Here is an 18,824-nt window from a genome sequence, read left to right on the forward strand (position 1 = left end):
CCAGCTCAGGTTCCCGAACCGGCTGCCGATGGTGCTGTCGCTGGGCGCGTGCATCCTGTTGGCATCCTTCTTCATCGTCACCTTCTCCGAGGTCATCCGCCGCCGCGGCGTCGGAACCCAGGAAGGCTCGGCAATCTAGGCGAAGAACTGGAGCGTTTCGGCGCAACGAACAAAAATGGATATGGCAACAGCGGGTGGGCGCTAAAGGTATGCGTGAGGACTATATTGCGATCAAGAGCGTGTCGAAGCACTTCGGCAGTGTCAGAGCCGTCGATGACATCACGTTCAATATCGAAGAGGGCGAATTCTTCTCGCTTCTCGGGGCATCGGGTTGCGGCAAAACGACGCTGCTCAGGATGCTGGCAGGCTTTGAGCAACCGACCTTGGGCAACATCTATATCGACGCCCAGCCGCAGGCCGGCGTGCCGCCCCATCAGCGACCCGTCAACATGGTGTTCCAAAGCTACGCCATCTTTCCGCACCTGAACGTTCACAAGAACATCGCCTACGGCATGCGCAAGTCCGGCCTGAACAAGGCTGAGATCGACCGCAAGGTCGATGAGATGCTGGAACTGATCAAGCTGCCGGGTTATGGCACACGTGGCGCCCATCAGCTGTCAGGCGGTCAGCGCCAGCGCATCGCCTTGGCGCGCGCCCTGATCAAACAGCCGAAAGTGCTGTTGCTGGACGAACCGCTTGGCGCACTCGATAAGAAACTGCGCGAGCAGATGCAGCTGGAGTTGCGCGCGCTGCAGCGCGATGTCGGCATTACCTTCGTGTTCGTGACCCACGATCAGGAAGAAGCCATGACCATGTCCGACCGCATCGCCGTGATGTCGGAGGGCAAGGTTCTGCAGATCGACTCCCCGACCCATCTCTATGAGATCCCGCAGGTCAAGGAAGTCGCCGACTTCATCGGCACCATCAATTTCTTCAGCGGCAGCATCAAGGGCAAGGACGGCGAAGCCACCATTGTCGATACCGAAGGACTGGGTCAGGTCCGGTCGATGGCTGGCAACGCGGAGACGCCGGGCAGCGGCGACATCACCGTGGCGATCCGGCCGGAGAAGTTCGGTATCTCCTTCCAGAAGCCGAATGTCATGCACAACGTCGTTGAAGGATCAATCCAGGCTGCCGCCTATCTGGGCGATCGCAGCCATTTTTATGTCCACGTCGACGGCCGCGAAGCACCGGTCGCCGTGGCGGCGCAGAACGCACAGCGTCAGCTGGAGAGCGTCGATCCGGACAAACACGAAACGGTTTGGCTTACCTGGGATGAGGATTCAGCGCTTCTCCTGAGCCGCTAGCAGACCGAAAAAACTCGCATTAAGGGCGTGGCCGAAGGCCGCGCCTTTTTTGTTTCGCGGCCAAAGGGTTTGGCTGAGGCCGCCCGCCATAGACGGCTTGGCTTTCGGTGGGCAGTGGGATTAACATCGCGCGCCTTCCTGACGTTTTCCATCATATCGAGGAGTAACCGCGGTCCATGCGCTATGCACCGATCGTCGATCGTCTTGCCAACGAGGGCGCGCGCGCCTGGGATGTTCACAGCCGCGCCCTCGCATACAAGAACGAAGGGCGCGATATCATCGTGCTGAGTATCGGCGATCCGGACTTCGACACGCCGGCGCCGATCGTCGAAGCCTGCATCGACGACATGCGTAGCGGCGACACCCATTACTCCTATATCGATGGCAGCCCCCAGCTGCGCGCCGCCGTCGCCGCCTATCATCAGCGCAACACCGGCCAGGCCGTGAGCGCCGACAACATTTCCATGAGCCTGGGCGCCCAAGGCGGCTTGTTCGGCGCGGCCGCCTGCACGGCCGGCCCTGGTGACGAGATCATCGTGCCGCAACCGGTCTATGTAACCTATGAGTCCGTCGTTCATGCGACCGGCGCCGAGATGGTTTCCATCCCGCTGCGGCCGGAGCGGGATTTTCATTTGGACCCCGCCGATGTCGAGGCGGCGGTCACGCCTAGAACCCGCAGCGTCATGATTAACACGCCGCACAACCCGACCGGCGCCGCCTATGGCCACCGTGACCTGGAAGGTCTGGCCGAGGTTTGCCGGGACCACGATCTCTGGCTGATCTCCGACGAGGTCTACAGCCGCACTCTCTTTGATGGCCGTCGCCACCTGTGCCCGGCCACGCTGGACGGCATGGCCGAACGTACCATTGTGGTCGACAGCCTGTCGAAGTCACACGCCATGACCGGGTGGCGGGTCGGTTGGGTGGTCGGTCCGCCGTCGCTCAGGCAGCACCTTTACCATTTGGGTCTGGCCATGCATTACGGTCTGCCGACCTTCATTCAGCAGAGCGTCGAGATCGCCTTTACCGGTGACTTCCCCGAAATCGCCACAATGCTCGCCCATTACCAAAAGCGGCGTGATTTGGTGCTCGACCGCCTGAAAGATGTCAGCCGTATCCGCGTCATCAAGCCCGAAGGCTCGTGTTTCATGATGGTCGACATTCGCGACACCGGCCTGACATCGCAGGAGTTTTCCGACCGTTTGCTGGAGGAGGCCGGGGTTTCGCTGTTGGCGGGCGAGGGGTTTGGTCCCAGCGGCAGCGGTTTCCTGCGGTTCTCGTTGACCGCGCCTTCGGCCGAAATCGCCGAGGCATGTGACCGGTTCGCGCGGTTTGTTCGCGGCCTAAACCGTTAACAACGCACGGCAAATCACCTTCGCGTCAGGCTCGTGGACAGGACTTGCGCCGACAGACAGCAAAGGCCACGTTATCGCCCATGACCGACAACACATCCTCGGTTGAAGCCGGTCCCCCACGCGCAACGCGACGCTGGCTGTACGCCTTGCCGGTCGCTTTGTTCGCCGTCCTTGTCGTGGCTCTGGCGATCGGTCTTGGACGTGACCCCAGCGTCCTGCCGTCGGCGCTTGTCGGCAAACCGGCGCCGGAATTCTCGCTTGGTGAAGTGCCGGGCTATGGACCCGGTCTTTCGAACGAGACGCTGAACGGGAAGGTCAGCCTGGTCAATGTGTTTGCTTCGTGGTGCGTGAGTTGTTTGATTGAGCATCCCTTGCTTGTTGAGCTGCACGAAACCGGCGAGGTCGCGGTGTTTGGCTTGAACTACAAGGACGACCCAGAGGATGCCGCCGTTTGGCTCGGCGAGCATGGCAATCCCTATGACGCGACAGGCGTCGACGCCGATGGGCGCGTCGGCATCGAGTGGGGCGTCTATGGCGTTCCCGAGACATTCGTCGTCGATGGCGATGGTCGGATCGTTCATAAACACATTGGGCCGATCACGCGGGAATCGTGGCAGAACGATATCTTGCCGATCATCCAGGAGGTTCGTTGATGAAACGCATGATTGTCGCCACGGTCGCCAGCCTTTTCTTGGTGGGCGCCTGCATGCCGACAAGCGCGAGCGACACCTTGCCGAACTTCGCTTGGCTCGATGAACCGGAACCGGCGCCCGACGTGCTGTTCTCGGTCGAGGGCGGTGACATGCGTACCCTGGAGGATTACCAGGGAAAGGTCATCGTGTTGAACTTCTGGGCAACGTGGTGCCCGCCATGCCGTGATGAAATGCCGTCGCTCGACCGGCTCGAGGCGAACCATGGTGGCGACGACTTTGTCGTGATGGCGATGTCGGTGGATCGTGGCGGCGAGAACCAGATCCGCGAGTTCTATGACGAAATCGCGGTCACCAGCCTGGGTGTCTTCAGCGACCCGACCCAGAAGGTGTCGCGTGACTTCCGCGTCCTCGGTCTGCCCACGACCATCGTGATCGACCATCAAGGTCAGATGGTGGCCAGGTTGGTCGGTACGGCGGAATGGGACGGTCCGGCCGCGCTGAAAGAGCTGTTGCCGTTGATCGACGCCGCACGTCAGGCCAACGGCGGCACCGACCAGGTGTCGCTGGACGTGAACCCCTAACGGATCAGGGCCCGCTTGACGTAATGCTCGAAATCTCCGGCATCGGCGTTGGTGCGGCATTCCTGGCCGGCTTGATCTCGTTTCTGTCGCCATGCGTGCTGCCCTTGGTGCCAGCCTATGTGTCCTACATTGCCGGTGAATCGCTTGAGGATCTGACCGGGGAGGTGACCGCGCGCACGCGGGCCGCGGCGGTCGTGCTCAGCCTTTTCTTTGTGCTTGGCTTTTCGACGGTCTTTGTTCTGCTGGGCGCCGGCGCGACAGCCGCCGGTGACCTGTTGCTGACCTATCGCTATGAGCTGAGCTACGTCGCCGGCGCCATTGTCATCGTCTTCGGGCTTTTCATGATGGGCGTCTTCCGCATCGCCTGGTTTGACCGCGATGTCAGGATGCAGATCAACGTACCCGGCGGTCGCCCCGTGGCGGCGTATGGTCTGGGTGCTGCCTTCGCGTTTGGCTGGACGCCGTGTATCGGCCCAATCCTGGGCGCAATCCTGGCGGTTGCGGCGACAACGGCCACGATTGGTCAAGGCGTCGCTCTGCTGGCGATCTACTCCCTGGGCCTCGGCGTGCCGTTCTTGATTGCCGCGGCGTCGACCGGGTTGTTCGTCCGACGGATGAAGGGTCTGGGGCGCTGGGGAAGGCGTATTCAGGTTGCCGCCGGGGCGATCCTGGTCGTCATGGGTATCGCGATGCTGACGGGCTACCTGGCCGACTTCGCTTTCTGGCTGCTGGAAACGTTCCCGGTGCTCGCCACCATCGGCTAGAGCGCATCGTGGCTAACGGGATCTGCTCTCGTGTGACACGTTTCGTGTCGCGCCGAAACGCTTTAACCTCTCGCCGATGACATCTGATGAGTATGCCGGCTACTACGCCGTGATCCGCAAGATTCCGGAAGGCCGTGTCATGACCTATGGCGATGTCGCGATCGCGGCAGGCCATCCGCGGTGGGCGCGCCGCGTCGGCTACGCGCTTTCGTCGCTGAACGACAAGACCGTGCCGTGGTGGCGGGTGATCAACGCCCAGGGCCGGATCAGCGTCGGCAAGGGCAGGGGCCATGACGCGGCCGACCTTCAACGCCACCTGCTTGAGGCCGAAGGCGTCTACATCGATCTCGAAGGTACCATCGACCTCCAGACGTATCGGTTCATCCCCAATGCGAAACGGGCAAAGAAAAAGGGGAGCCCGAAGGCTCCCCTCTAACGTTTGACCAGTCAGGCCGCGATCAGGACTCGATCGCAAGCTCGTTGGCAAAGATGTACGACGTCGGATGCATCGAGAAGCCTTTCACCCGGGTGTCGTAGGCGGCATAGATCGCGCGCCACACCGGCTGCACGATCGGGCCGTCTTCCTGCATGATGGTCTCGACTTCGCCCAGAAGCTTGCTGCGGGCCTCGATGTCCAGAACGCCTTCCGCCTCGGTCAGCTTGGCGTCGAACTCCGCGTTGGCGTAGTGGGATTCGTTCCACGGCACGCCTGAGCGGTAAGCCAAGCCCAGCACCATGAAGCCGAGCGGACGATGGGTCCAGCTGGTAAAGCCGAACGGCACCTTGTCCCAGACTTCCCAGAACTGCGCCGACGGCATCACGTTGATATTGACGTTAATGCCTGCATCGGCCCACTGCTCGACCATGCCCTGAACCGCCAGAAGTTCCCAAGCCGGCTCCTTCTTGCACGCGATCTCGATCTCGATGCCGTCGGGATGACCCGCTTCGGCCAGCAGCGCCTTCGCCGCATCGACATCGCGGCTCATGAACGGCAGCTCGAAGTAGTCAGGATGGATCGGCGAGACGTGGTGATGCTCGGCCGGCGCACCCAGGCCGCGATGGGCCAGGTCAAGGATCGCCGGCGTGTCGATGGCGAGACGCATGGCCTTGCGCACACGCGCGTCATCGAACGGCGCCTGATCGACCTGACCACGGGCGACAGCCGTCTGCGCGGTGTTCGCCGAGTGGATGGTGACATGCGGCATAGCCTCGAACGCGTCGAGCTGCACGATGTCGCCTTCGTACATGCCGTGGACCTGTTTGGAGGCCAAGGCGCCGATCGCCGCCGACGGGTCGTCGCCGAGATCGTGGTACTCAAGCCGTTCGATGTTCGGGCCATCGCCCCAATAGTCATCACGGGCTTCCAGCACGGAGATCTGACCGACATCGTGCTGCACCAGGTTGAAGCCCTCGGTACCGTTCGAGCCGACGCCGAAGACGCCATTCTCGGACGGATCAAGGATCAGCAGCGGATAATGGAACAGATGCTCGGGGACGGCGACTTGCGGTACCTTGGTGTTAAGGCGCACCGTCTTGTCGTCGACGATCTCGACAGCCTTCTCATCCCACAGACCGGATGCGTCATCGTTCATCATGTAGCCCTGCATCAGGCCAAGCACCGATGAACCGGTGGCGGGATCCAGCACGCGGGTCAGGTTCCAGGCGACTTGCTCGCCATTCAACGAACCGCCGTTGTGCCAGTTAACGCCTTCGCGGATATGCAGCGTCCATGTGCGCAGGTCGTCGCTGGCTTCCCAGCCTTCGAGCAGATGCGGCCGCGTAACGTTGTCCGCACCTGTCTTCGTCAGATAACTGACGACCTGGCGGGCGACGTTGGAGTCCATAACCCACGAATAGGTGTGCGGGTTGCTGATCTCCAAGACACGCATAGCGATCCGGATGGTACCGCCCTGCGGCATGTCCTGGGCATGAGCCGCCGGTGCGAAGTCGCTGCCGGTCAACTTGCCGGCGAACGCATAAGCCGCCGATGCCGAAACGCCCAAAAGCGCCGAATAACGCACGAACTCACGGCGGTCGAGCCTGCCTTCGGCCAACTGCTCCTTGAGCTTTTCATAATACGGGTGTTCACGTTGGGTCATAACGCCTCCTTGCTCCCATGGTGGTCTTATGCCACAGCTGTTTACGGAGCCTCGGCCAGGGGCCAAAGTTCCACCTGCGGTCATTGTTTTCGCCACTGTCTTGATGTCAACAGACTTCCCTAGCAACCGCCCCCACAGCGTCAAACATTGTTCCGTTTGCGACGCTGCGACCCGAGCACCTCGACGATTTGGTGGGTTGAGGGCAGGCTGGGCAAAGGGGAGAATACCCGTCCAGATTTGTTGTGATTGCTTACAGGCATGAGTGTTCTTAGTTTCGCGCTTTACGCGGTAATCGCCGCGCTCAGCTTTTATCTTCTGATCGTCGGCAAGGCGCTGCTGCTTCCGGTCGTTGTCGCGATTGTCTTTTGGTATCTCATCGCAACCCTGGCATCGACCTATCGCCGCATTCATGTCGGCGACATTCATTTGCCCGGATGGGCAAGCCTTACGCTCGCGATCCTGACCTTTGTCGGTTTGTTGACCGGCGTCATCGAAATGGCACGCGGCAACGTCGCGGATGTTGTCGCCGCCGCGCCGACCTATCAGCAGAACTTGGAAGGACTGATCGACCGTGTCTATGGCCTGATCGGAATCAAGGAGGTGCCGACGATCTCGCAGCTCCTACAGTCGATCGATCTTGGCAACATCGCGACGCAGTTGGCGTCCTCGTTGACCAGCTTTGCCGGCAATGTCGGCATCATTCTGGTCTACGTCCTGTTCCTGCTCGTCGAACAAGGCAGCTTCAACGCAAAGCTCGAAGCCATGGTGTCGGACCCCGAACGGCGCGATCGTGTCCGCCGCATGATCGAAAGGATCAATGCCGACGTCAGGACCTATATCTGGATCAAGACACTGATGTCGGTACTGACCGGTGGCGTCAGCTATGTCGTCATGCGCATTGCAGGTGTCGATTTCGCTGAGTTCTGGGCGGTTATCATCTTCCTGCTCAACTACATCCCGACCATCGGTTCGATCCTGGGGATCGTGTTCCCAGCGGTTCTCGCACTCGTGCAATTCAACACCTTTGGACCGTTCCTGATCGTCCTCGTTGGTATCGGCGCAGCACAAGTCGTGATCGGCAATGTGCTGGAGCCGCGGTTGATGGGACGGACCCTCAATCTCAGCCCTCTCGTGATTCTCTTCTCGCTCGCGCTTTGGGGCTCGATCTGGGGGATCATCGGGATGTTTTTGAGCGTGCCGATTATGGTGATCGCGGTGATCATCATGGCGCAGTTTCCCCACACCCGGCCGATCGCGATCTTCCTTTCGGCCAACGGTCAGGTTGCCGAGGTCGATGACCCCGACAGGAAGGCGTGATCGTTGCCCCGGCGACCGCACTGAACTGAGTGAATTGCTTCGTGGTCGCTGACGATGCTTGAAGCGTTCCAACAATTCTGGGCCGAACTGATTGCGCTGGCGACGCTGGTGTTAACGATCGTTCTGTCGGTCGGCGTCATCCTGCGCAAGCGGAACGAACGTTCAGCCCTTGGGTGGCTCGGTGTCATCTTGCTGTCGCCGCCACTAGGCTCGCTTGCGTTCCTTCTGCTTGGCATCAACCGCATCCGGCGGCGCGCCCAGAAGACGTTGAATCCAGACCAGATGGATCTGGTCGATGGGCGCGAGGAGTCAGGGCTGCCCCTGCAGCTGACCAGTGGCGCCTCGCCGGCAGGCGACCGCGACTTGCCGAGGCTGGCGCGCTTTGTCGACCAGATAGTCGAGCGTCCGCTGGTCGATGGCAATCAGATCGACCCGCTGGTCGACGGCGGTGTTGCCTATCCCAGAATGATCGAGGCGATTGATAGCGCGGAGCGGCTGGTCGTTCTTGCCACCTACATCTTTCGCCGTGATGACGTGGGTGCTGCTTTCATCGCCGCGCTGGGCCGTGCGAAACGGCGTGGCGTCGTGGTGAAGGTCCTGATCGACGGTGCGGGTTCGCACTATTCGTGGCCGACGGTCATGCAGGACCTGTTGGACGAAGGTGTCGACGCCGCGCGCTTCCTGCACTCGTTCTGGCCTTGGCAAATGCCCTACTTGAACCTGCGCAGCCATCGCAAGCTGTTGGTAATTGACGGCCGCATCGGTTTCACCGGGGGCATGAACATCACCGGCAAACACGCACCAAAGGGCGACGGCAACGTCCACTATCGCGATGTGCATTTTGAGCTCAAGGGCCCGATCGTCGGGCAGCTCCTGGATGTCTTCGAGGACGATTGGCACTTCACGACGGGCGAAACGCCGGATGCCGGCATCTGGCTTAAGGACTCGTCACCGGCGGGAGCCATGCATGCGCGCGCGATCAGCGACGGCCCCGACGACGCAACGGACAGCCTCCGTTGGGCCATGCTCGGTGCCCTGACCCAGGCCGATCAACGCATCTCGATCGCGACGCCCTATTTCGTCCCCGATCAGCAGTTGGCCACCGCACTCTGCCTGGCGGCATTGCGCGGTGTTGAGGTCGATATCGTGATGCCGGCGAACAACAACCTGCCTTTCGTGAAGTGGGCATCGACATCGCGCATGGACGAACTGCTCGTGTCGGGCTGTCGTTTATGGATGTCGCAGCCGGATTTCGATCATTCGAAGCTGTTTGCGGTCGATGGCACGTGGAGCCTGATCGGTTCGGCGAACTGGGACGAACGCAGTCTTCGGCTGAACTTCGAACTCAACGTCGAGTGTTACGACTCGGCTCTCGCGGCTGAGATCCACGAGATGATCGACCAGAGGCGCGCCATGTCGCAGCCGGTTACGCTGGAGAAGCTCAACGCCCGATCGTTGCCGGTGAAGTTTCGCGACGGCGTGGCGCGTCTGTTCTCGCCATACCTCTAGATCGGATCCGGGTTGGCGTGATCTCACAGACCGCTGCGGTTGAGGCCGGATGAAGCGGGATCCCAGGGCATCGGCAACAAGCGAGCCATCGCGTCGAGCAGGACCTGGTCAATGGTTCCCGTGACCGGTAAGCCATACTCTGCTTGAAAGTCGCGGATGGCTTTTCGGGTGTTCGGGCCGGAAACGCCGTCGACGGCGCCATCGAGCCGGTTGTGCTCGCGCAGGTAACGTTGAATGGCGGCGGTGTCATTGCCCAAGACATCGCTGGCAAGCGGCGCCAGGCGCCGTGTCTGATGCGCCGGGCGAACGCTAAGCGTCTCACGCAGGATCGTCGCGCGCTCCAGGCCGGCGCGGCGCTCGTCTTCGGTTAGAACGCCGAGCAAGCGCCTGCGATACTCCGATGCTGTCGCCGAGGCGTCGGGGTCGTCACCGGATCGCGCGATCAGGACCCAGGCATAGGCTTCGATGATGTCCTGGTCCAGGCCAATACCGTTGGCGAGCGCATAGGCAAGGTTGATCTGACCGGCCTCGCTGCCGCCGATGGCCGCGGCGTGATAGGCGGCTGCCGCCCGCCCGGGATCGTGGGGGACGCCGCGGCCGAAGTGGTACATGACACCTAGGTTGTTCTGGGCAATGGCGAAGCCCTGGTCGGCCGCCAAGGCATACCAATGGACGGCCTGTTCATAATCTTGTGTGACGCCGATGCCGCGTTCGTACATCAGGCCCAGATTGTTCTGGGCTTCGGCCAGGCCGCCATCGGCGGCCTGGTGATACCAATAGAGAGCCTGTTCGGGATCGTTGCCGCTGCCGCCGGAAACGAAGGTGCGGCCCAGATTGTACTGCGCGGCCGCCATGCCCTGGTTTGCGGCGCGGTGGTACCACAGTGACGCCAGGTCGTTATCGACCGGTACGCCCGCGCCCTTTTCCAGCGCGACTGCAAGGCTGAATTGGGCGGGGCCATAGCCTTGCTCCGCTGCCGACTGGTAGAGGTCAAACGCCTTGCTCAGGTCCTGCTCAAACCCCAGACCCTGTGCGTAGAAGTCCCCAAGCCGTTGTTGCGCGGCTGGTAGCCCCCGCGCGGCCGCATAGCCATACCAGGCCGCCGCTTCCTCGTAATCAGGCTCGCCCAAAAGGCCGGACTCATAAAGCACACCCAGATTGAACTGGACGTCGACATGTCCGGCCCGGCCCAGCTCCCGCCACAGCGCGACGGCCGTCTCGTAGTTGCCTTGATGAACCGCCATCCAGCCATCGGCAAACTCGGCTTCGGCCGCCGACGTGCTGAGCAGGAGCAAGACCGCCGCCAACCATGGACGGAGACTTGGGCAACGCTTGGTGATGCGCCACACTGGCGGTGTCATGTCCGTCGATTTCGCTCCTGTTGTGCCGACCTATTGGTGGCCGGCCGCCGCCGACCTTGCCCGGCGCGATGCCATACTTGCTCCTATCATTGCTGCCTATCCGGGTGAAGCCCTGGAGCCCCATGGCGACATTTTTCGAACACTCGCGCGCGCTGTTGTTGGCCAGCAGATCTCGGTCCTGGCGGCTGAGCGTATCTGGCACCGCCTGCTCGGCGAGGTTGGCGACATATCGCCCACGAACGTCATCGCTGTTTCGGCCGCGCGGCTGAGGGCGTGCGGCCTGACGCGCAGGAAGGCCGATAGCCTTGTCGCCGCAGCCCACGCCGCGTTGACCGAGGACCAAGACTGGTCGTCGTGGCTCGGGCTCGACGACGAGGAATTGGCCGCGCGGTTGACGCGGCTATCCGGTGTCGGACCGTGGACCGCCCATATGGTGCTGATATTTGCCGCCGGGCGCCCCGACATCCTGCCGACGGGCGATATCGGGCTGCGTCGCGTGGCCGGTGATCTCTATGGAGAGACGGGCGGTGTGATGGATGTCGCGGCGTTGACGACCGTGGCCGAGACCTGGCGGCCATGGCGCTCGGTCGCCGTGTGGTACCTATGGCGCTCGCTGGACCCGGTGCCCGTCGCGTATTGACGCGACGATTAGGCTCTAGTGATCGCGGGCGTAAAAGGCGAGGCCGACCAGACCCAGGACGGCGATCACGGCCACCGTGATGAACGGGTCAACACTGCTGATACCGCCGACGATCCAGTTGACCCAGCCGAAGGCCTGTTCGCCTATATCGGACCCGTTCTGAATATGTTGCGCGATCAGCAGGGCAACGATCGTGCCGATGGCGACGACGCCGGTGCCGGTGATAAACGACATCATGCGCGACCAGAACGATGATTTCGGTCGCGATGTCGCGAAGATCCGCTTTTTTACCCGGGGTTCAGATACGATCATCATGTCATCCCTTCGGTAACCCCGCTACCTGACGCGCTCAGGCCGGAGGCTTTGCGTCCCGGCGTCGCCGCCGGTTTGCCGTTTCGGGGATAGCAGTCCCGCCCTCTCGGGGACCAAGCGCCCAATGCGCTATCTATCCGCACACTCAATTCAGTAGCGTAAATGCAAGTTTGGAGTCGAGTGACAGCGCTCACAAAGCTGTGGATTGCCTTGCTGTTCGGGTGTTTGAGCACGCCTCTTGACGGTGTCGGGCGCGGTGACGATCATCGCGGCGAACCTCTCCTGGATACACCCGATGTCACTCGTGCCGAATCGGCTGGTCGAACAGGTCCAGCTACCGCCAATTCCGCAAGCCTGGGCGTGGGTCGACGGGCTCGACTTTCCCGCCGACCGGCCGCTTCTGGATGTCTGCCAGGCGGTGCCAAGTTACCCACCGCCGTCTGAGCTGACCGATCACCTGGCCCAGCGCGTGCGTGACGGATCGACCGCGGTCTATACGGATATCGCCGGCCTGCCTGAGCTGAGGCAGGCCCTGGCCCGGGATATCTCCGCACGTTACCGCGCCGATGTGCCCGCCGATGACATCATGATCATGGCCGGTTGCAATCAGGCTTTCTGGAACACCATGGTGGCGCTGGCTGGCAACGGCGATCAGGTGATCGTGCCGTCACCCTGGTACTTCAATCACGAGATGTCGCTGCGCATGCTGGGCATCGATGTGGCACCGCTGCCGTTCCGTGCCGACCGGGCAGGCATTCCCGACCCCGAGGACGCGCGGAGACTCATCGGGCCCCAGACCCGTGCCATCGCCCTGGTAACGCCGAACAACCCGACCGGCGCCATCTATCCGCCGGACGTCCTTGATGCCTTTTTCGAACTGGCGAGGGAAGCGAACTGCGCTCTCGTCATCGACGAGACCTATCGCGACTTTCAGCCGGCGGAGTCAGCGCCGCACGATCTCTTCACCCGCCCGGGCTGGGGCGACACGCTGGTCCACCTCTACAGCTTCTCGAAGGTGTTCTGCCTGACTGGCTATCGTGTCGGCGCCATCGCGACCGGCGCCACGCTGCGCACCGCCCTGACGAAGGTGACCGACTGTGTGCAGATCTGTGCGCCCCATATTGGCCAGGAAGCGGCACTCTACGGTCTAGATCATCTGGACGCCTGGCGGACCAGCAATCAAGAGATGATGGCGGGCCGCGCCGAGGCGCTGACCCGTGCCTTCCAACGCAACGATCTGACCTATGACCTGGTCAGCGCCGGCGCCTACTTCGCCTTTGTGCGCCACCCGTTCGGCGATGAACCATCGGAGAGTGTCGCCAGACGGCTCGCCATCGATCATGGCCTCCTATGCCTGCCGGGCAGTTGGTTCGGCCCGGACCAGGACGCCTATCTTCGCTTCGCCTTTGCCAACCTCGACCAGTCGGTCATGCCGTCCATCGTCGAACGGCTTGTGGAGAGCCAGGGTTAGCGAGTCGCCGCCTTACGCGGTCCGGCGATGCCAACCAAACCGGAATCAATGGTGGTTCAGCGCTCGCGGAAGGATTCGTGCCTTAGCTTCAGGACGGGCTTCAGCAGATATCGCAGCACCGTGTCGGTGCCGGTGTGGATGTCCAGCGTCGCTTCCATGCCCGCGGTGATCGGCTGATCGCCTGGCGTGACCCCCAGGTAGCTCTGATCGGTCGCGGCGATGACGCGGAAATAGGTGTGACCTTCCTCGTCCTGGTGCGAGTCCGGCGAGACCAGAATGACTTCGGCGTCCAAGCCGCCATAGCGGATGTAGTCATAGGTCGAGATCTTGACGATCGCCGTCTGCCCGGCCTCGACATAGCCAATGTCCTGCGGGTTCAGCCGCGCCTCGATGACCAGGGTCTCGTTCGACGGCACGATATCCATCAGCGCGTCGCCCGGCCGCACCACGGCGCCGATGGTGTAGTACTTCAGGCTCTTCACGATGCCGTCGATCGGGCTGGTGATCAGCGTCCGCTGGCTCATGGCCGACGCCTTGATCAGCTCCTCGCTTGTGTGATCGATCGAGAGTTCGACGCTCGCCAGATCCTCCAGCGCTGCGCGGCGAAACGCGATCTCGGTCTCATGAATGCGTTCGGTTGCCTGGGCCAGAGCGGCTTCGGCCGCCGGGATGCTTTCGGCGAGTGACTCCAGCTGACCACGGATCTGTTCGACCTCGGACTCGGCGGCCAGATAGTCCAGGCGGGAGATCAGGCCGTCGGTGATCAGATCCTCGGCGATGGCGAAGTTCTCACGGGCCAGGCGGAACTGGTCGCGCAAGCTGGCTTGCTCCGCCTTCAACTGGCGGATCTCGAAGTCGCGCTGGTTGACCTCCTGCTGTAAGCCGATCAGCGCGCTTTCCATTTCATCCTGGCGAGCGTGGAAGGCGCTGAGCTCGTTTTCCATGACGGCCTGACGGCGTTCGGCGACCTCATCGGGAAACTCCGGCTCGCCGCCATTGGCCTCGGCCAAGAGCCGTGCGCGGCGCAGCATCAGACCATCCAAGGTCACCCGAAGTTCGGACTCCTCGGTGTTCGACGCGGAGAGGTCGAGGCGGACGAGGGGGTCGCCGGCCGCGACGATATCGCCGTCGGTAACGTACATCTCCTCGATGATGCCGCCTTCCAGATGCTGGATCGTTTTGATCTGGCCTTGGGGCACAACCTCGCCCTGGGCGATGGCGAACTCATCGATTTTGGCCTGGGATGCCCATGCCAACAGGCCGACCAGCAGCAGCACGATCAAGATTGCGGTTACCCTGAGCCGCGACGCCCTATGCCGCCCGGCGATGTCATCAAGCTTGCTCATGCCTTGCGGGCCTCGGCCAGATGGGGGCCGTCCTTGGGTTCGGGCGCATTGGCAGCCTGGCGCGGCAGGTTATCGAACACCTTGGCCAGCACGTCCTTTGTCGGCCCGGCGACCGCAATGCGGCCTTTCTCCAGGCCGACGATATGGGTGCAGGCGGCCAGCATGATCGGCGTGTGCGTCGCCATGACGATCGTGTGGTCGCGCGACCGCTCGACCAGGATATCGCGCAGCGATTTTTCAGCCTCGCGATCCAGGTTGGCGGCGACCTCGTCCAGAAGCAGGATCGGCGGGTCGTTAAGCAGGGCGCGGGCAACGGCGATACGCTGGCGCTGGCCGCCGGAGAGCCGGCGCCCGGCCTCGCCTATGTCCGTGCCGTAACCGTCGGGAAGGTCGGCGATGAAGCCGTGGGCACCCGCCGCCGTCGCGGCGGCGATGATCTCCTCATCGCGCGCCTCCGGGTTCATGCCGGCGATGTTGTCTCGGATCGTGCCGTGGAACAGGGCGGCTTCCTGGGGGACATAGCCGACCCAGCGCGCGAGGTCCTGGCGTGTGAACTGGGTGAGGTCGGCGCCGTCCAGCAGCACGCGTCCGTTGGTCGGCTCGTAGAGCCCTTGCATCAGTTTGATCAGCGTCGTCTTGCCGGCGCCGTTGGGGCCGACGAGCCCGATGATTCCGCCGGGCTTGAAGTGCATGTTGACGCCATCGACCACGTTGGGGCCGTTGTCGCCGAAACTGAAGGAGACGTTCTGCAGGATCAGCTCGCCACGGGGGCGCGTCAGTTCGATCGTCGCCTCGGTCCGTTCCTCGGCCAGCTCGAAGGCTTCACTCAGGTGGTCAACGGACTGGTGGTAGGACGAAAGATTGCGCCACGTATTGACCAACTGGTTCATCGGCGCGATCAGCCGGTTGCTCAACATGTTGGTCGCGATCAGCGCGCCGATGGAGAGCTCCTGGTTCAGGATCGCGACCGCGCCGAAGCTGGTCAGCACGACTGTGGTGATGAAGGCCATGGAGAGCGACATGTTGGCGAAGGTGTCGTTCCACCGGCCGCGCGCGATGGAGTGGGTGATGACCTCCGCGTGCTTCTCCTCCCACTGGTTCCGGAAACCTTCTTCCAGACCCAGGGCCTTCATCGTCGTGCGCCCGGCCAGCATATCGGCGATCAGCTCGTCGCGGCTGAGGAGCCCCGTGCGTTCCTGGCGGCTTGCCTTGTCCAAAACGGCGCCGGAGACCCAGGCAACGATCATGAAGGCTGGGATGATGATCAACAGCAGCCAGGCGATCGGCGCGGCGATGACGAAAACCAGGATGACGAAGAGCGGCACGAAAGGCAGCTCCGTCGCCAGAACCGCACTGGGACCGGAGTACATGTTGCGCACGTTGTCGCCGTCGCGGTAGAGCGAGTGCCAGTAGCTGGCGGGCCGCTGCTCCAGGACACGCAGGGGGATCGCGCTGATCTTGTCGAAGATGCTGCGCCCCAGCTTGACGTCGATCAGCAGGGCGGCGCGCTGCAGAATACGGCTTCTGGCCTGACGCAGGATGAAATCGAAACCGATGACGACGGCGATGCCGCTGACCAGCGCAATCAGGGTCGTCGTGCCCTGGAAGAACACGACGCGGTCATAGACCTGCAGCACGAAGATCGGCAGGCCAAGCGCCAGAATGTTGACGAACAGCGACAGCAGCATGACCTCGCGGAACGCGGGCATCAGCGGCTTCAGAAGCTGTTTCAGCCATGTCTTGTTATGGGACAGTCCCATGGCGGGGATTGTGCCACGGGAGAGGCCCCAGCGCCATCACCTCATGACTTGTGCTTTCTCTTTGTCTCGCAACGGGTTAATGGTGTTTCCCTAAAACCACGTTGAAGCCGCGTTGGGCGATGATCAAGCAGCTGACAAGCCTGAAGGTGACGTATGGAATCGCGCTGGTGCTGCTCGCCGGCATGATTTGGCTGCGTATTGCCGACCCGGTTCCGCTTCAAACACTAGAGAATAAGGTTTTCGATTTCTATCAGCAGTTGCAGCCTCGGGAGTTGCCGGAGCAGCCGCTGCCGGTACGCATTGTAGATTTGGACGAGAAGAGCTTTGGCGAACTCGGTCAGTGGCCGTGGCCGCGTAATCTCTTCGCCAACCTGGTTTCCCGGCTCGTCGATGACTACAGGGTCGCGTCCGTCGGCTTCGACATCGTGTTCGCGGAGCCGGATCGTCTGACCCCCGACCAGTTGATCGAGAGCCTAGAGGGTCTGGATGCCGAGACCGAACGGCGCTTGATGGAACTAACCAACAATGATGCCACGCTGGCGCAGGCAATTTCCGGCAAGCCGGTGGTGCTGGGTCAGGTCGCTTCGGACTTTGGCGAACTTCCGCTGGAGGCGAACGAACCGCTTAAGACCGGGATCGCAATGGTCGGTGATGGCAACGCCGATGACATCGTCAAACAGATCCGTAGCTTCAGCGGCATGATCCGCAACCTTCGAATTCTGGAAGACAGCGCGACCGGCATCGGCAGCTTCAGTGTGGTGCCTGATGCCGACGGTATCATCCGCCGCGTGCCGCTTATCGTCGCGGTGGGCGAGCAGATCTACCCGGCTCTCAGCATCGAAACACTGCGTGTCGCTTACCCCGATATCACGACACTGTTGATCAAGTACGGTCAAGCTGGAGCAACGTCGGTCAACTTTACACAGGATCTGGGTATCCCCATCGATCGGCACGGCGAGGCGACGTTTTATCAGGCGCCCTACAGTCAGCATCGCTACGTGTCCGCGGTTGATGTCATCAACGGAGAGGTGCCGCCGGAGCTGTTGACCGGCCACATCGTCTTCATCGGGACGTCGGCGGCCGGGCAGGGCGACATCAGAAGCACGCCGCTGAACCCGGCACTGCCGGGTGTCGAGGTGCACGCGCAAATCGTCGAAAACATGCTGACCGGCGCCTTGCTGAGCCGGCCGACGGAAGCGAACGTGATCGAGGGTCTGGTCATTCTCGTGACGGGACTGGTGCTTCTTATCGGCTTGCCGCTGGTTGGCGCCGTTTGGAGTTTGATCGCTGTCAGCGTCATCAACGCCGGTCTGATCGGCACCTCGTGGTACATGTTCACCAACGAAGGTGTTCTGGTTGGCGTCGCCTATCCGCTGATCTGCTCGTTCCTGCTCTACATGTTCCTGACTTACATGAGCTACATGCGCGAGGAATTGAGCAAGAAGCAGGTTAGAAGCGCGTTCTCGCAGTATCTGTCGCCGACCATGGTCGAACAGCTCGCTAAGGACCCGGACAAGCTCCAGCTGGGCGGCGAGATGCGCAATATGACGCTGCTGTTCTCCGATATCCGCGGCTTCACCGCGATTTCCGAGCAGTTCCGCGGCAACCCGGTCGGCCTTGTCAGCCTAATCAACCGCTTCCTGACGCCGATGACCGGCATCATCCTGGAGCGCAAGGGCACGATCGATAAGTACATGGGCGATTGCATCATGGCGTTCTGGAACGCGCCGATTGAAGACGAGGACCAGATCGATCACGCCTGCGACGCCGCGCTGACCATGGTCGAGCGCACCAACGCGCTGAACGATCAGATCGAGCGCGAGTGCGAGGCGGAGGGCAGACCGTTCTTCCCGATCAAGATGGGCGTCGGCATCAACACCGGCGAGGTCTTCGTCGGCAACATGGGGTCGGATCAGCGCTTCGACTATTCGGTCATCGGCGACGACGTCAACCTGGCATCACGCCTGGAGGGCCAGTCGAAGACCTATGGCGTTCTGATCGTCGTCGGCGAGTCGACGCAGCAGGGGGCCGACCGCTTCGCGTCGCTGGAACTGGATCTGATCCGGGTGAAGGGTAAGCAAGAAGCTGTCCGCATCTTCACGCTGCTGGGTCGTGAGGACACAAAGGGCTCCGATGCATTCGCGGAGCTCAGCAAGACGCATCAGGACATGCTGGACGCATACCGCGCGCAGCGGTGGGACGACGCGAAGGGCCTGATCGACAGCTGCCGCCAGCTCGAGCCGGCACTCGGCGAGCTCTATGATCTCTATTGCGAGCGTGTGGACACGTTCCGCGCCGAGCCGCCCGGCGCCGACTGGGACGGTGTGTTTACAGCTGAAACGAAGTAAA

Annotated in this window: 16 protein-coding genes and 1 riboswitch; of the genes, 11 read left to right on the top strand and 5 right to left on the bottom strand. The window is 62.1% G+C overall.

What is annotated here, in order from left to right; genetic code table 11:
• Positions 1-209: 209 nt before the first annotated feature.
• From AAF563_20700 to AAF563_20725, 6 genes are all read left to right on the top strand, one after another.
• The gene (locus AAF563_20700) at positions 210-1,307 is read left to right on the top strand and encodes an ABC transporter ATP-binding protein (protein ID MEM7123708.1); all 1,098 of its coding nucleotides are present in this window, start codon (positions 210-212) and stop codon (positions 1,305-1,307) included.
• A gap of 176 nt (positions 1,308-1,483) precedes the next feature.
• A complete protein-coding gene (locus tag AAF563_20705) occupies positions 1,484-2,662 on the top strand; it encodes an aminotransferase class I/II-fold pyridoxal phosphate-dependent enzyme (protein MEM7123709.1) in 1,179 nt (392 codons plus the stop codon).
• 80 nt (positions 2,663-2,742) lie between these two features.
• On the top strand, positions 2,743-3,315 hold the full coding sequence (locus AAF563_20710) for a DsbE family thiol:disulfide interchange protein (protein ID MEM7123710.1): 573 nt from the start codon (positions 2,743-2,745) through the stop codon (positions 3,313-3,315).
• Positions 3,315-3,896, top strand: coding sequence for a TlpA disulfide reductase family protein (locus AAF563_20715; GenBank protein MEM7123711.1), 582 nt, complete (start codon positions 3,315-3,317; stop codon positions 3,894-3,896). Before AAF563_20710 ends, AAF563_20715 begins: the two co-directional genes overlap by 1 nt.
• Positions 3,897-3,919: 23 nt before the next feature.
• Positions 3,920-4,660: a cytochrome c biogenesis protein CcdA gene (locus AAF563_20720; protein MEM7123712.1), complete on the top strand. Its 741-nt coding sequence runs from the start codon at positions 3,920-3,922 to the stop codon at positions 4,658-4,660.
• Positions 4,661-4,736: 76 nt separating this feature from the next.
• Positions 4,737-5,096, top strand: a complete 360-nt coding sequence (locus AAF563_20725) for an MGMT family protein (GenBank protein ID MEM7123713.1) — start codon at positions 4,737-4,739, stop codon at positions 5,094-5,096.
• A 22-nt stretch (positions 5,097-5,118) separates the two neighbouring features.
• Here the strand turns inward: AAF563_20725 and AAF563_20730 are convergent, their stop codons facing one another.
• Positions 5,119-6,759: an ABC transporter substrate-binding protein gene (locus tag AAF563_20730; protein ID MEM7123714.1), complete on the bottom strand. Its 1,641-nt coding sequence runs from the start codon at positions 6,757-6,759 to the stop codon at positions 5,119-5,121.
• 258 nt (positions 6,760-7,017) lie between these two features.
• Between AAF563_20730 and AAF563_20735 the strand changes: the two genes are divergently transcribed.
• The gene (locus tag AAF563_20735; protein MEM7123715.1) at positions 7,018-8,076 is read left to right on the top strand and encodes an AI-2E family transporter; all 1,059 of its coding nucleotides are present in this window, start codon (positions 7,018-7,020) and stop codon (positions 8,074-8,076) included.
• A 54-nt stretch (positions 8,077-8,130) separates the two neighbouring features.
• On the top strand, positions 8,131-9,585 hold the full coding sequence (gene cls, locus AAF563_20740) for a cardiolipin synthase (protein MEM7123716.1): 1,455 nt from the start codon (positions 8,131-8,133) through the stop codon (positions 9,583-9,585).
• A 23-nt stretch (positions 9,586-9,608) separates the two neighbouring features.
• Here cls and AAF563_20745 read toward each other — a convergent pair whose 3' ends face one another.
• Entirely contained in the window at positions 9,609-10,880 is a 1,272-nt protein-coding gene (locus AAF563_20745; GenBank protein ID MEM7123717.1) for an SEL1-like repeat protein, read from the bottom strand.
• A gap of 64 nt (positions 10,881-10,944) precedes the next feature.
• On the opposite strand from AAF563_20745, the gene AAF563_20750 reads away from it, so the two are divergent.
• The gene (locus tag AAF563_20750; protein MEM7123718.1) at positions 10,945-11,586 is read left to right on the top strand and encodes a DNA-3-methyladenine glycosylase 2 family protein; all 642 of its coding nucleotides are present in this window, start codon (positions 10,945-10,947) and stop codon (positions 11,584-11,586) included.
• Between the two features lie 15 nt (positions 11,587-11,601).
• Here AAF563_20750 and AAF563_20755 read toward each other — a convergent pair whose 3' ends face one another.
• The gene (locus AAF563_20755) at positions 11,602-11,901 is read right to left on the bottom strand and encodes a hypothetical protein (GenBank protein MEM7123719.1); all 300 of its coding nucleotides are present in this window, start codon (positions 11,899-11,901) and stop codon (positions 11,602-11,604) included.
• Positions 11,902-11,909: 8 nt separating this feature from the next.
• A riboswitch (cyclic di-GMP riboswitch) is annotated at positions 11,910-11,988 on the bottom strand.
• A gap of 205 nt (positions 11,989-12,193) precedes the next feature.
• Between AAF563_20755 and AAF563_20760 the strand changes: the two genes are divergently transcribed.
• Positions 12,194-13,369, top strand: coding sequence for an aminotransferase (locus AAF563_20760; GenBank protein MEM7123720.1), 1,176 nt, complete (start codon positions 12,194-12,196; stop codon positions 13,367-13,369).
• 56 nt (positions 13,370-13,425) lie between these two features.
• Here the strand turns inward: AAF563_20760 and AAF563_20765 are convergent, their stop codons facing one another.
• Positions 13,426-14,715, bottom strand: coding sequence for an HlyD family type I secretion periplasmic adaptor subunit (locus AAF563_20765; GenBank protein MEM7123721.1), 1,290 nt, complete (start codon positions 14,713-14,715; stop codon positions 13,426-13,428).
• Positions 14,712-16,475, bottom strand: coding sequence for a peptidase domain-containing ABC transporter (locus AAF563_20770; protein MEM7123722.1), 1,764 nt, complete (start codon positions 16,473-16,475; stop codon positions 14,712-14,714). The genes AAF563_20765 and AAF563_20770 overlap by 4 nt, the downstream gene beginning before the upstream one ends.
• A gap of 119 nt (positions 16,476-16,594) precedes the next feature.
• On the opposite strand from AAF563_20770, the gene AAF563_20775 reads away from it, so the two are divergent.
• A complete protein-coding gene (locus AAF563_20775; GenBank protein ID MEM7123723.1) occupies positions 16,595-18,823 on the top strand; it encodes an adenylate/guanylate cyclase domain-containing protein in 2,229 nt (742 codons plus the stop codon).
• Position 18,824: the final 1 nt, after the last annotated feature.

It is taken from the genome of Pseudomonadota bacterium (genome assembly GCA_039028155.1).
GTDB lineage: Bacteria > Pseudomonadota > Alphaproteobacteria > SP197 > SP197 > JANQGO01.